Raw genomic sequence first — 13,643 nt, 5'->3', positions numbered from 1 at the left:
ACGCTAGCCCCGAATCCAAAATTGGTCACCAATTAACCAAAGTGACGTACGTCGCTCCGACGAGCGGGTTGATATGGCCGATGAGCGGCGCTACCGTGCTCCCGGCCCAGCCGGACGCGGTGACGTCTGATGTACTTGGCGACGTGTCCACGCAGCCCGAAGAGCCCGATTCCACGCAGTCCGAAGTGCCCGATCTGACGTCACTTCTGCGTCCTGTCGTGCGTGAATCCTCGGTCAGCGAGGTGGCCAAGCGGCTCCTCGACCACCTCTCCGAGGGCAATCTGAAGCCGGGTACGCGGCTGCCCGCCGAACGGCAGCTCGCCGACGCGCTCGGGGTCGCGCGCTCCAGCGTGCGCGGGGCGCTCTCCGCGCTGGACGTGCTGGGCATCATCGAGATCCGGCCGGGGTCGGGTTCGTACGTGCGCGAGGGGACGTCGGAGTTCCTGCCACGGGCGATCAACTGGGGGCTGATGCTCGGTCAGCGGCGTACCCAGGACCTGGTGGAGGTCCGTACGTTCATGGAGGGCATGTCGGCGCGGCTCGCCGCGGACCGGGCCTCCGCGGAGGACGTCGAACGGCTCGCCGGCCACCTGGAACGGATGCGGGAGGCGGGAACGGACGTCAAGGCGTTCATCGACGCCGACATCGCCTTCCATCTGGAGACGGCGAACATCGCCCGCAACACCGTGCTGAGCGACATCCTGCACTCGATCCGGGCGCTGCTCCAGGTGTGGATGGAGCGGGCCGGGGACATCGAGGGCACGGTGAGCGGGACGCTCCATGAGCACGGGGCGGTGCTCGACGCGATCCGGGCCGGCGACCCGGAGGCGGCGGACGCGGCCATGGCGGAGCACATGCGGTTGGCGAGCGAGCGGTTGAACCTGTCGCTCCGCGAGGACCGGCCGAACTAGCGCGGGCTGCTCGCACGGGCACTTCCGGTCCGGGCGTCCTGCTCAGCGGAGTCCCCGGTCCGGGGCGCAGGCCTCGCTCGTATGCTCGCTTCATGACCGATCCTCAGCGCGGACGCCCGACCACCAACTCCATGCGGCGGGCCCTCAAGCGGGCCCGCGACGGTGTCGCCCTCGATGTGACCGAGGCCGCCGTGCTGCTCCAGGCGCGCGGCGACGAGTTGACGGATCTCGCCGCCTCGGCCGCCCGGGTGCGCGACGCCGGGCTCGAAGCCGCGGGCCGGCCGGGTGTCATCACGTACTCCCGCAAGGTCTTCATCCCGCTGACCCGGCTCTGCCGCGACAAGTGCCACTACTGCACCTTCGTCACCGTCCCCGGCAAGCTCCGGCGCGCGGGTCACGGGATGTTCCTGTCACCGGACGAGGTGCTGGCCATCGCCCGCGAAGGCGCCGCCATGGGCTGCAAGGAAGCACTGTTCACGCTCGGCGACCGGCCCGAGGACCGCTGGCCCGAGGCGCGGGAGTGGCTGGAGGCCGAGGGGTACGACGACACCCTCGCGTACGTGCGCGCCATGGCGATCCGGGTCCTGGAGGAGACCGGCCTCCTCCCGCACCTCAACCCGGGCGTGCTGACCTGGACCGACCTCCAACGGCTCAAGCCCGTCGCCCCGTCCATGGGCATGATGCTGGAGACGACCGCCACCCGTCTGTGGTCCGAACCGGGCGGCCCGCACCACGGCTCCCCGGACAAGGAACCGGCCGTACGCCTGCGCGTCCTCGAAGACGCGGGCCGCTCCAACGTCCCGTTCACCACCGGCATCCTGATCGGGATCGGCGAATCGTACGAGGAGCGCGCCGACTCCCTCTTCGCGCTGCGCAAGACCGCCCGCGCCTACCACGGCATCCAGGAAGTCATCGTCCAGAACTTCCGCGCCAAGCCGGACACGGCGATGCGCGGCATGCCGGACGCCGAGCTGGAGGAACTGGCCGCAGCCATCGCCGTCGCCCGGCACATCCTCGGCCCGTCCGCGCGCATCCAGGCCCCGCCGAACCTCGTCGACGCCGAGTACGCGCTGCTCATCGGCGCGGGCATCGACGACTGGGGCGGCGTCTCCCCGCTCACCCCCGACCACGTGAACCCCGAACGCCCCTGGCCCCACATCGACGAACTGGCCGCGAAGACCGCCGAGTCGGGCTTCACGCTCCGCGAACGCCTCACCATCTACCCCGAATTCATCCAGCGCGGCGAGCCCTGGCTCGATCCCCGCCTCCTCCCGCACGTCCGCGCCCTCGCCGACCCGGAGACGGGACTGGCCCGCGAAGGAGCGATCCCCGCCGGCCTGCCCTGGCAGGAACCCGACGAGGAGTTCGGCGCCACCGGCCGCACCGACCTCCACCGCACCATCGACACCGAGGGCCGCACCGGCGACCGCCGCGAGGATTTCGACGAGGTGTACGGGGACTGGGAGGCGCTGCGCGAGGCCGCCGCCCCCGGCATGGTCCCGTCCCGCATCGACGCCGACGTACGCCAGGCACTTGGCCAGGCCGCCGACGACCCGACGAGGCTCGCCGACGACCAGGCCCTCGCCCTGCTCCACGCGGACGGCCCGGCGCTCGACGAACTCTGCCGGATCGCGGACACCCTGCGCCGTGACATGGTCGGCGACGACGTCACGTACATCGTCACCAGGAACATCAACTTCACCAACGTCTGCTACACCGGCTGCCGTTTCTGCGCCTTCGCCCAGCGGCGCACCGACGCCGACGCGTACACCCTCTCCCTGGACCAGGTCGCGGACCGGGCCGCGCAGGCGTGGGACGTCGGCGCGGTCGAGGTCTGCATGCAGGGCGGCATCCACCCGGACCTGCCCGGCACCGCGTACTTCGACATCGCACGGGCCGTGAAGGAACGCGTCCCCGGCATGCACGTGCACGCCTTCTCGCCCATGGAGGTCGTCAACGGGGCCACCCGCACCGGCATGTCGATCCGCGACTGGCTGATCGCGGCGAAGGAGGCCGGGCTCGGCTCGATCCCCGGCACGGCGGCCGAGATCCTGGACGACGAGGTCCGCTGGGTCCTCACCAAGGGCAAGCTGCCGACGGCGACCTGGCTGGAGGTCATCAGAACCGCCCACGAGGTGGGCCTGCGCTCCTCCTCCACGATGATGTACGGCCATGTCGACCAGCCCCGCCACTGGCTCGGCCACCTGCGGACCCTGGCCCGGCTCCAGCAGGAGACCGGCGGATTCACGGAGTTCGTCACCCTCCCGTTCATCCACACCAACGCCCCGGTCTACCTGGCCGGCATCGCCCGCCCCGGCCCGACCGACCGCGACAACCGGGCCGTCACCGCCATGGCCCGGCTGCTGCTCCACCCGCACATCACGAACATCCAGACCAGTTGGGTGAAGCTCGGCACGGAGGGTGCGGCCGAGATGCTGCGCTCGGGCGCCAACGACCTGGGCGGCACGCTGATGGAGGAGACCATCTCCCGTATGGCGGGCTCCAGTTACGGCTCGTACCGCTCCGTCCAGGACCTGATCGCGATCGCGGAACTCGCGGGCCGCCCGGCGAAGCCGCGTACGACGCTGTACGGGGAGGTCCCCGAGGAGCGGGTGGCGGCGGCCGCCGCGTCCGACGGACACCTTCCGGAGCTGCTTCCCGTGCTGCCGAACTGAGCCGTATGCCGCCGGCCCGGTCGCGGTGCCGCTCGATGCAACAGATCACGCCGGGTCGGCCCGGGCTCTGGCGCCCGCCTGCCTTGCTGTGGCGGCGATGTCCTGGAGTGCCGCGATGTGCCGGGCCAGGGCTTGTCGCCCCGTGGGGGTGAGCGACAGCCAGGTTCGGGGGCGCTTGCCGACGTGGCCCTTGCGGATGGCGAGGTATCCGGCCTCCTCCAGGGCGGAGGCGATCTTGCTGAGCACCGAATCGGACACCTGGCAGCTACTGCGCACGGTGGCGAACTCCGCCTCGTCGCACGCGGAGAGAAAGGCGACGACCGTCAGCCGGGTGGGATGGTGGATCGTCGCGTCGATCAGTGGCTCACCCGACTCGGACGCCATGGTCATCCGTCCTCCAGGAGCCTTGCGCGAGCGTCTTTCCGATCGACTTGTTCCGGATGGCGAACACCGCCCAGGTGCCGAGCCCCAGCACGGCGAACACCACGGCCTCGGTGGTCGCGCGGTCGGCTCCGAATTGCCGGCACAGTGCGTACGTCGCGATCCCCGCGGCCAGTAGCGAGAGGAGAGGGACCGCCGCCCGGCGCAGACGTACGGACCAGGGCAAGGTCACCATCACTCCCGTCCGTCGCCTTGCGGCGTTGACGAGCACGAGCACCACGGCCAGGCCCGCGAGCGAGATCAGGAGGGAGAGCAGCGCCGCCCAGCCTCCCCGCCCCTCGGCCCAGGCTTCGCCGAGGGCCGGACCGAACACCGCCGCAGCAGCGGCGGGGCCGTACCAGGCGGGAGTCAGCCCGGCCTTGAGACGGGCCAGCGCCCTGGCCGCGTCGACATCCCGCAAGGCATCTGCCGCGAGATCGCCCGATAGGGGTACCGCGCTTGGATGTGCAGGGACGTTCTCGTGTGAGGGCATGGTGTTTCCTGGGCCTTCGCGTCGCTGTGTGAACTACCTTCCTTCCCATCGTGGCATGTACTTTCCAGAAAGGAAAGTGCCAGCTCATGGCTCTCCAGGGCGGGCCGCCCCGGACCGTGCGGCAGCCTCGTGCAGGGACAATGCCCCGCACGCCACCGGCGTCCTGGCCCCCGTCCGGGCGGCCCGGACGGGGGCCAGGAGAAGGTGAAGGCGAGGCAAAAACGACCTGCGGGACGTCCGTCCACATACCCACGCGTACTCGGATCCGCGCCCTCAACCGACCGTTCCGGTTCGATTACAGTGCTGCGCAGTCGCAGGCGGACGGGCGGTCGACGGGTCGACGGAGGAGGGGCACGGTGAGCACAGGTACCACAGCTCTCTGGGGCCGTGCCGAGCAACAGGACTTCCGTAGCCGGGTGCGGGGCGCTCTGCTGGGCGGGGCCATCGGTGACGCACTCGGGGCGGGGGTCGACGGGCTCACGCTCGAGGAGATCCGGGCGGCCCACGGCGCCGACGCCGTCACCGACTTCGTGCCCGCGCACGGCGGGCGCGGCACCGTCACCGCCGTCACCCAGCTCAGCCTGTTCACCGTCGACGGGCTGATCCGCGCCCAGGTCCGGCGCGACACCGGCGCCTGGCACCCGCCCACCGATGTGCACCGCGCCCATCTGCGCTGGGCGGCGACCCAGCACGACTGGGGGCCCGACGAGCGCCGCAAGGACAACGGCTGGCTCGCCCAGCAGGAGTGGCTCTACGCCCGCCGCGCCCCCACCCGGGAATGCCTCACCGGGCTGGGGGACACCACCATGGGCACCCTCGATCGGCCCAAGAACCCCACCGCACGGAACTCGGCGGCCCTCACCCGGTCCACGCCGTTCGGGCTGCTCGTCGGCTGGGAGCCTCAGCTCGTCCTCCAACTGGCCGTCGAATGTGCCGCGCAGACCCACGGCCACCCCACCGCCCTGCTCTCCGCGGGCGCCCTCGCCGTCATCGTGCACGGGCTGACCCGCGGCGAGACCCTGGACGGTTCCGTCCAGCACGCCCTGGCGCTGCTCGCCGAGCGCCCCGGGCACGAACCGGTCTCCGAAGCGCTGAAGCGGGCCCTCGGCACCGTTCGCCAGGGCATCCCGGGACCGGCCCTGATCGAGTCGCTCGGCGCCACGGACTCGGCCGAGGAGGTCCTCGCCGTCGCCGTGTACTGCGCCCTGGTCGGCGAGGACATACGGCACGGTCTGCGGCTGGCCGTCAACCACGGTGGCCCTTCCGCGGCCACCGGGGCCCTGTGCGGGGCGCTGCTCGGTGCGCTGCACGGCGAGACCGCGCTGCCGCCGGCCTGGCTCGCGGAGTTGGAGGGGCGGGCAACCCTCCTCGAACTCGCCGACGACTTCGCCATGGAGATGACCCAGGGCCCGGCCCTGCACAGTCCGTCGGCCGCCGCGCCGGGCTGGCTGACCCGCTACCCGCGCGGCTGACACGTGCTGCCTACATGGCCGACACCCGGAGCACGGGCGAGGGCAGGGGTGGGGTGAGGAAAAGAACGTGACAGTGAAACGGTTCTCTGTCACGTTCGTATCCGACCCCACCCCACCCCCGTAGAGCGGCGAGCGTCAGTCCTTCACGCCCTCCGTGACCGCCGCGTCCCCCGGACCGGCCTGAGCCGGCACCGTCGCCCCGGCCGCCGAGCCGTCACCGTCCGAGTTGATCTTCTCGATGATCGCGTCGCGCTCCGGGGTGTCCTCCGGCTTGATGAAGCCGATCACGATGTAGAGGACCAGCGAGATCGCCAGCGGCAGCGCCACCTGGTACTGCAGCGCGACATCCGTCTTCACCGAACCGTGTACGGCCGCTCGGCGGAGCCCCGTGCGGGAGCGGGGACATCGGGGATTGAACCGCCTGTCCGGCCCCTCGGTCAAGGTTTTGCGCGATCAGGCATGTGAACGGCGATCAGCAAGTCGAACCAATTTACTTGCTCTTGACCCGCGTGGGCGTTGTCGCGAACGTGACGGCGGCCACACGATGAGCGGGCACTTCGTCAGGCTGTGCAGAGCGTCGGAGGCATCGAGAAGCGCAGAAAGACCGCACGGGATGCGGGTCCCGCGCGGCCGGCAAGGAGGGCATGAGGGAAGGGCGAGGTGAGAGGGAGGAGGGCCGACCGGTTCCGTGGGCCGGCGGGTCCTAACGCATCAGCTCGCCGGCGTTGACCAGCAGGGACTGCCCGGTGATCGCCCGCGCCCGGTCCGAGGCCAAAAACGCGACGGCGTCGGCGACATCGCCGTCCGTGGCAAGGTCCGGAAGCGCCATGCGCTCGCCGAGTCTGCCGAGGACCTCGGCCTCGGGCACGCCCTCGGTGTGCGCCGTGAACCGTACGTACGCCTGCACCGGCGGCCCCCACATCCAGCCGGGCAGCACCGTGTTCACCCGGATCCGGTACGGGCCGAACTCCCGCGCCATGGAGTACATCGCCGAGGTGAGCGCCCCCTTCGACGCCGCGTACGCCGCCTGCCGCACCTGGGACGGCGCGGCCACCGAGGACTGCGTACCGATGACGACCACCGAGCCGCCCCGCTCCTTGAGGCCGGGCAGGCAGGCGCGGGTCATCCGCAGCGTGCCGAGCAGATTGACATCGACGACCGACTGCCAGGTGGCGAAGTCGGCATCCTCGATTCCGCCGAAACAGCTGTCCCAGGCGGCGACATGGACCACCGCGTCGATCCGCCCGAACCGCTCCAGCGCCAGTGCGGCGAGCGCCTCGCACTGCGCCTCGTCCGTGATGTCGGTGGCCAGATGGGCGGTGTGCCGGCCCTCCGGGTCGATCTCCGCGGCCGACTTGGCGAGATTCGCCGCGGTACGCGCCCCGAGCACCGCGTTGCCGCCGTCCCGGACGACCGTCGCCGCGACCTGATGCCCGAGCCCGGCGCCCACGCCGGACACGATGACGGACTTTCCCGCGAGCAGCATCGGACATCTCCCGGCTCTGGCAGTTCTTCTGACGGAGCGTCAGAGTAGGACGCCGACGCGGAGTACGGAAGGGGAACGGCATGAGCGACGAGACACGGAGTGACACCTACGCCGAACTGGCCGCGCTGGGGCCGTACGGAGTCCATCCCGGCCACGCGCTGATCACCATGGTCGAACCGCATCCGGGCCATGAGTACGCGTACAACCGCTGGTACGAGGACGACCACTACTACGCGGGCGCGATGGCGATGCCCTGGATGTTCGCGGGGCGCCGCTGGGTCGCCACCCGGGAGCTGCGGGAACTGCGCTACCCGGAGAAGTCCGCGGTCGCGCAGCCCGTCGGCGCCGGCTGCTATCTGTCCACGTACTGGGTGACGGACGGACGCTACGACGAGCACATGAAGTGGACCGTCGGGATCAACAAGCGGCTGAACCGGGACGGCCGGGTCTACCAGGACCGCACCCATGTGTTCACGTCGTTCCAGGACCACGAGGCGACCGTCTACCGGGACGGTGCCGCGGGGCCGCGGGACTTCCATGCGCTCGACCACCCCTACCGCGGGCTGGTCCTTCAGGTGATCGACGCCGAAGGGGCGGAGCAGCGGGCCGAGTTGCTGGAGTGGCTGCGCTCGCGCCAGCTGCCGACGCGGCTGGGCGGCTCACCGGCGGCGATGGTGACCGTCTTCCGTCCCACGCCGCTGCCGGGCGACCGGATGAGCTACGTGAAGCAGGTTGAGGGCGTCGAAACCCGGCTGACCCTGTTGTGGTTCCTCCAGGAGGACCCACGGGACTGCTGGGCCGGGCACTTCACCGGGTTCGACGCGGTGGTCGCGGAATCAGGGCTCGGACGGGTGGAGTTGGTGGCGCCGTTCATCCCGACCGTGCCGGGCACCGATCTGTACGTCGATCGGCTGCGCTGAGCGCCCGGTCGGGCATCGAGCGCCCGGTCGGGCATCGAGCGGCCGGTCGGGCATCGAGCCCCCTCGGCCAGGACGGCGGACCAGTCGAGAGGGCTACCGGCAGCACCGGAATCGATGCTGCGATGCGTACGAGGGAAGGTGTCGGTCAGGCGTCGGCGGCACCCTTGCCGACGTCACGTACGAAGGTGTTCCACGCGGCGGGGACGAAGGTGATCGAAGGGCCTTCGGGGGCCTTCGAGTCGCGCACGGCGATTGCCTGCGTGAGAGGGGACTTGACTTCGACGCAGGCTCCGTTGCCCCCGGAATACGAGGACTTCGTCCACTTGTCCGTAGCACCCTGACGAATGGCCATGTTCACTCCGGTTCAGAGAGTCGTGTGAAGGACACCAACAGCGTTCCGGTTGGCGTGATCGACGCTACTCGCCAAGGCTCGTGAGTGAAGGGCGCGTTCACTCGACCGGATGGTATATACCACCAAGACCTTCCGTTGCGGGCGGGCGGCGGTGTACCGTACCGCCGCCCCTCCTCGTAACATCACTTCATTTCCTGCATACCGGACTTTGCGGGCTGTCCGGATTTACGCGCCCGAGCGCCCGGCGTACTGCTTCGCGATGTCGCTGATGAAGTGCCGGGTCTGCTCGACATTCAGTGCCTGTGCCCGCAGGTGCTCGTACATGACGCTGTACCGCTGCACGTCATTGGCCTTCTCCAGATAGAGGTCGCTGGTGACGCCCTCGATATAGACGACGCTGGAGTCGGCGGCGTCCGGGAATTCGAGAACGGCGTACTGCCCGTTGATGCCCGGGTGCGCACCCATGTCGAAGGGCAGTACCTGCACGGTGACATGAGGCAGGTGCGACAGCTCGACCAGTTGCTCCAACTGCTCGATCATCACCTGCTTGCCGCCGACCAGCCGATGCAGTGCGGACTCGTCGATCACCGCCCACAGCCGCAGCGGATTCTCCAGGGCCGTGATGCGGTCCTGGCGGCGGGCCCGGACGCTGACGCGCTTGTCGATGTCGCTCGGCGGGGCCTCCGGCAGTGCGCCGTTGATGAGTGCCTCGGCGTAACCGCGGGTCTGCAACAGGCCCGGGACCACCTGGGGTTCGTACACCCGCAGCGACTCGGCATCGGTCTCCAGGCCGATGTAGACGCTGTACGGGATGTCGCCGAAGGCGTGCCACCAGCCCTGCTGGCGCGAATCCTTGGCCATCTGCATGAGTGATTCGACGACCCGGTGATCCTCGACCTCGTACACCCCGCAGAGGTCACGTACATCGCGCTGGCTGATGGAGCGGCGGCCGTTCTCGAGGCGGCTGATCTTCGACTGCGAGACCAGCAGTCGCTCCGCGACCTCCTCGGCCGTCATGCCCTTGAGTTCGCGCAGTCGGCGCAATTCCTGGCCCAACCGGCGTCGCCTGACGGTGGGATTGACGTTGGACGGCACGGAAACGGCACCTCCGGCTGTGTAGCTGTGCGTATCTACTGCTGAGCAGATTGCCACCTCCGACCCCGGCCGCGCTGGGAAATGGTCACACACAAGCGCGCGGGGCAGCCGTGATTCCGGCTGCCCCGCGCTTGGTGCGGCTCCCGAACCGGGTCTTGGGGACGACGGTGCGGCGGTATTCGGTTGGTGCTGCGGTGCGTGTGGCGACGGGTGCGGTCCTAGTGGGCCGCGGTGTGCGCCATGCTGCCGCGGCGTGACTGCGACTGGACTTGCGGTTGCAACGGCATTCCGGCCGCCTGGTTGCGGCGCGGCTGTGCGACCGCCCCGTTCTGGACGTCCATCACGGCATGCGCCACGAGTCCGCCCATCGGGTCGTGTCTGATCAGGTCCCGGAGCCTGGAGCGTGATGAACGCCCCTCGTTCCCGGGATACAGGTGCTTGCCGAGTCCGACCGCGTGGGCCAGTGCGGCGAGCGCCGCGGTCCGCGGGTCCGGCGGTACGCCGGTGCGGATCGCACTGTCCAGCCTGGTTCTGATGTCCCGGCTGATTGCCGTCTCCGTCGCCTGGTAGCGAGTCGTCGGCAGCACTCCGCACATCTGGCCCGCCACGGCATGCACCATGCCGCACCGCTCCAGATGAGCGAGGTAGATCTGGCGCAGCCCCAGCCGGGGTCCGCCGATCCAGTGGACCGCCCGAACCGGGCTGCCGCGTCGGCGCAGCAGTTCCAGTGCGGAGTCCAGAGTCGGATCTCCTGTCGGCCGTGGCATCACCACGGCGATACGATCCCCGTCAGGGGCTATCCGTCCTGCCAGAGCCAGCTCCACTAGCTGAGCTCCGGCGAGGCCGAGGTCGAGCGACTGCGGCTGCGCTGTGGTACCCGTGGTCGGGTCCAGAGCGAGCAGCAGAAGCTCCTCCGGAATTGTTCTGCGGCTCCTGCCCATCCATGCCTCCCCGCGTGGATGAATGACAGGGTGACCCCTCTCACATTGGTCTGTCGAGGGTGCCTGGGTGCTTTGTACGGGAACCAGTAGGTATGTCGTTCTCGTCTGGCAGCCGGGCCAGTGGTTCACACGGGACACTGGTAGATGGTTCGGACAGCGCGGGGATGTCCCCGCGCCGCATGGAGGAGGCATCGGTGGCGGGCGAGTCCCCCGACAAGTCGAAGCAGCAGAAGTCGTCGGGAACGGCTCGGAGCGAGAGTGATCCGCGGCTTGCCGTCTTCCATGAACCGTCCGCCGGGGCCGAGGCCGGGGCCGGCGGGGGTACGGACACGGCGACGGCCGTTTTCCGCACGGGGACGGAGGCGGGATCGAGTTCGGGGCCGTCCGGCGACGGCGAGGGCAGCGAAGCCGGTGAGGACGGCGGGCGGGGCGACGACTCCTCGAACTCCGGCGACTCCGGGGCCCGGGAGGGCTCCTCGGCGGCTGAGAGCTCCGAGGACTCCGAGGGGGCCGAGAAGGCTGCTGAGGGCCCGGAGGAGGCACCTGAGGCCTCTGGGAGCGATGCGGAGCCCGTCGAAGAGTCCGTCGAGTCCCCCGAGAAGTCCGAGAGCTCCGAGAGCTCCGAGAGCTCCGAGAGCTCCGAGAGCTCCGAGAGCTCCGAGAGCTCCGAGAGCTCCGAGAGCTCCGAGAGCTCCGAGGACGCGGATGGTGCCGAGCCCGCCGATGCCGAAGCGCCCGAGGAGGGCGACGTTCGGCTGCGTGCGGCGGTCGCAGCATGGGTATCGAAGGGCGACGCCGAAAGCGACGAGAGCGACGAGAGCCCGAAGGGCGACGCGTCCAAGGGTGCGGCTGCGTCCGACACGGGCAGCGCGGATGGCGCGGATGGCGCGGACGGCACGGACACCGACGCCGCGGCGGAGCGCGACGGCGCGGACGAGCCGTCCGACGACGACGCCTCCGACGACGACGCCTCCGACGAGGCCCGGGATTCAGGGGTGCAGGAGGAGACCTCTGCCGCCGAGGAAGCGAAAGCCGCCGAAGCCGACGCCAAGGACCGCGCTGACGCGGACGACGCAGGCAAGGCCGACGACGCCTCCGACGAGGCCGAGACCGCCAAGGACAAGCGCGGAATCGATCAGCCGACCGCCGTCTTCAGGGCGCCGGCGGCGGCCAGGGTCGACCAGCCGACGACCGCGCTGAAGATCGCCCCGCCCGCGTCGAAGTCCCCGTCGAAGCCGCATTCCAAGCCGGATTCCAAGCCGGATTCGAAGCCGGATTCCAAGCCCGAGTCCGCCGCCGAGCGGACCAGCACGTTCGTACCCCTGCGCGGGGACGACGTACGACCGGCGCCGGCCACCGCCCCCGCAGCGGCGTCCGGCACGCGGCCCCCCGCTCCCTCGCTCTTCGGTGCCGAGCGGACCACGCAGCAGCCGATGCCGCCCAAGCCGCCGCTCGATCTGCTGGCCGAGCTGACGAACACGCCCCCGCCGCCCCAGACGCCGGTCCGCACCGCCGTCCGCCGGGTCAAGATCTGGACCCCACTGGTCCTGCTCCTGCTGATCATCTTTGCGATCGTGCAGATGGTGCGCCCGCTCCCGGACCCCGAGCTCCAGATGTCGGCGAAGCCGGCGTACACCTTCAAGGGGAGCAAGCCGTCGCTGCCGTGGCCGGGCGAGGGCCAGGGCTACATGGCTGCCACCGGCCTGGGCACGGTGGACTCGTTCGGCGAGCAGAAGGCCGTGCCGATCGGCAGTGTGGCCAAGGCGATGACCGCGTACATCGTGCTCAAGGACCACCCGCTGAAGAAGGGTGAGGAGGGTCCGTCCATCACGGTCGACGCCAAGGCCGAGGCGGAAGGCGGGCTCGACGCGGTGAACGAGTCGACGCTCAACACCGTGAAGAAGGGCGACAAGCTCACCGAGAAGCAGGCGCTCGCGGCCATCATGATTCCCTCCGCCAACAACATCGCGCGGTTGCTGGCGCGTTGGGACGCGGGTTCGGAGGAGGCGTTCGTCAAGAAGATGAACGACACCGCCAAGTCGCTCGGGATGACGAACACCACCTACACCGATCCGTCCGGTCTCCACGAGACCACGGTCAGTTCGGCCGAGGACCAGGTCAAGCTCGGCCAGAAGCTGGTGGAGATCCCGGCGCTGATGGCGATCACCGTGCTGCCGTCGTGGACCGACCCCTCGGGCTACCAGTGGCGCAACTGGAACAGCCTCGTTCCGTTCAACGGCTCGCTCGGCATCAAGACCGGCACCACCACCAAGGCCGGCGGCAACTTGCTCTTCGCCGCGCACAAGATGGTCGGCGACACCGACCAGTTGATCGTCGGCGCCGTCCTCGGCCAGCACAAGCAGTCCATCATCGACACGGTCAACGCGGTCAGCAAGGACGTCATGATCGCGACGCAGGATCTGCTGGAGAACGCGAAGGTCATCAAGAAGGGCGATGTCGTCGGCACCGTCTCCGACGGTCTTGGCGGCAGCACCCCGGTGGTCGCGACCAAGGACGTGACGGCGGTCGGCTGGCCCGGTCTCACGGTCAGGATCGAACTGACCGACGACGGAAAGACGATCCCGCACTCGGCGGCGGCCGGCACCCACGTCGGCACGCTCACCGTGGGTGAGGGCACCAGTCAGGTGAAGGTGCCCGTCGCGCTGCAGAGCGATCTGGCGGAGCCGGCGTTCGGGGACAAGCTGACCCGGATCGGCTGACCGGCCGATGGCCGGAACGGCCCGGTAGCGGGAAGAGGGTGCCGGTCCGGGCACCCTCTTCCCGACTGCGTACGTGTTAGCGTCCCGGAGCAACTCAAGGATGCTGCGAAGGCGTCCTCACAGGTGTACGGGGTACGGGGCCGGCGGATACGGGGAGA

11 protein-coding genes and 1 pseudogene are annotated in these 13,643 nt (G+C 69.9%); 5 read left to right on the top strand and 7 right to left on the bottom strand.

Annotated features, from left to right (window positions below):
• Nucleotides 1-143: 143 nt before the first annotated feature.
• Nucleotides 144-911, top strand: a complete 768-nt coding sequence (locus ACFVV1_RS07470) for a FadR/GntR family transcriptional regulator (RefSeq protein ID WP_266746815.1) — start codon at nucleotides 144-146, stop codon at nucleotides 909-911.
• Between the two features lie 92 nt (nucleotides 912-1,003).
• Nucleotides 1,004-3,586, top strand: coding sequence for a bifunctional FO biosynthesis protein CofGH (locus ACFVV1_RS07465; RefSeq protein WP_389985874.1), 2,583 nt, complete (start codon nucleotides 1,004-1,006; stop codon nucleotides 3,584-3,586).
• Between the two features lie 45 nt (nucleotides 3,587-3,631).
• Here the strand turns inward: ACFVV1_RS07465 and ACFVV1_RS07460 are convergent, their stop codons facing one another.
• The gene (locus ACFVV1_RS07460) at nucleotides 3,632-3,970 is read right to left on the bottom strand and encodes a winged helix-turn-helix domain-containing protein (RefSeq protein ID WP_389985871.1); all 339 of its coding nucleotides are present in this window, start codon (nucleotides 3,968-3,970) and stop codon (nucleotides 3,632-3,634) included.
• Nucleotides 3,951-4,499, bottom strand: coding sequence for a hypothetical protein (locus ACFVV1_RS07455; protein ID WP_389985868.1), 549 nt, complete (start codon nucleotides 4,497-4,499; stop codon nucleotides 3,951-3,953). The genes ACFVV1_RS07460 and ACFVV1_RS07455 overlap by 20 nt, the downstream gene beginning before the upstream one ends.
• Before the next feature lie 356 nt (nucleotides 4,500-4,855).
• On the opposite strand from ACFVV1_RS07455, the gene ACFVV1_RS07450 reads away from it, so the two are divergent.
• Complete coding sequence (locus tag ACFVV1_RS07450) at nucleotides 4,856-5,971, top strand: ADP-ribosylglycohydrolase family protein (protein ID WP_389985865.1); 1,116 nt, start codon at nucleotides 4,856-4,858, stop codon at nucleotides 5,969-5,971.
• A 135-nt stretch (nucleotides 5,972-6,106) separates the two neighbouring features.
• Here the strand turns inward: ACFVV1_RS07450 and ACFVV1_RS07445 are convergent.
• Both ACFVV1_RS07445 and ACFVV1_RS07440 read right to left on the bottom strand, forming a co-directional pair.
• Nucleotides 6,107-6,334, bottom strand: a pseudogene (locus ACFVV1_RS07445) (Na+:solute symporter); the annotation flags it as partial.
• 340 nt (nucleotides 6,335-6,674) lie between these two features.
• Entirely contained in the window at nucleotides 6,675-7,457 is a 783-nt protein-coding gene (locus ACFVV1_RS07440) for an SDR family oxidoreductase (RefSeq protein ID WP_389985862.1), read from the bottom strand.
• Nucleotides 7,458-7,537: 80 nt separating this feature from the next.
• On the opposite strand from ACFVV1_RS07440, the gene ACFVV1_RS07435 reads away from it, so the two are divergent.
• A complete protein-coding gene (locus ACFVV1_RS07435) occupies nucleotides 7,538-8,377 on the top strand; it encodes a hypothetical protein (RefSeq protein WP_389985858.1) in 840 nt (279 codons plus the stop codon).
• A gap of 145 nt (nucleotides 8,378-8,522) precedes the next feature.
• Here ACFVV1_RS07435 and ACFVV1_RS07430 read toward each other — a convergent pair whose 3' ends face one another.
• The 3 genes from ACFVV1_RS07430 to ACFVV1_RS07420 form a co-directional block, all read right to left on the bottom strand.
• Nucleotides 8,523-8,729, bottom strand: coding sequence for a DUF397 domain-containing protein (locus tag ACFVV1_RS07430; RefSeq protein ID WP_389985855.1), 207 nt, complete (start codon nucleotides 8,727-8,729; stop codon nucleotides 8,523-8,525).
• Nucleotides 8,730-8,954: 225 nt separating this feature from the next.
• Complete coding sequence (locus ACFVV1_RS07425; protein WP_389985852.1) at nucleotides 8,955-9,824, bottom strand: helix-turn-helix domain-containing protein; 870 nt, start codon at nucleotides 9,822-9,824, stop codon at nucleotides 8,955-8,957.
• A gap of 218 nt (nucleotides 9,825-10,042) precedes the next feature.
• Entirely contained in the window at nucleotides 10,043-10,765 is a 723-nt protein-coding gene (locus tag ACFVV1_RS07420) for a GPP34 family phosphoprotein (protein WP_389985849.1), read from the bottom strand.
• A gap of 164 nt (nucleotides 10,766-10,929) precedes the next feature.
• On the opposite strand from ACFVV1_RS07420, the gene ACFVV1_RS07415 reads away from it, so the two are divergent.
• Nucleotides 10,930-13,485: a D-alanyl-D-alanine carboxypeptidase gene (locus ACFVV1_RS07415; RefSeq protein ID WP_389985846.1), complete on the top strand. Its 2,556-nt coding sequence runs from the start codon at nucleotides 10,930-10,932 to the stop codon at nucleotides 13,483-13,485.
• Nucleotides 13,486-13,643 lie beyond the last annotated feature (158 nt).

This window comes from Streptomyces sp. NPDC058092 (genome assembly GCF_042884935.1).
GTDB lineage: Bacteria > Actinomycetota > Actinomycetes > Streptomycetales > Streptomycetaceae > Streptomyces.
Note: the sequence above shows the minus strand (reverse complement) of the source record. Positions and strands in the feature narration are given on the sequence as shown.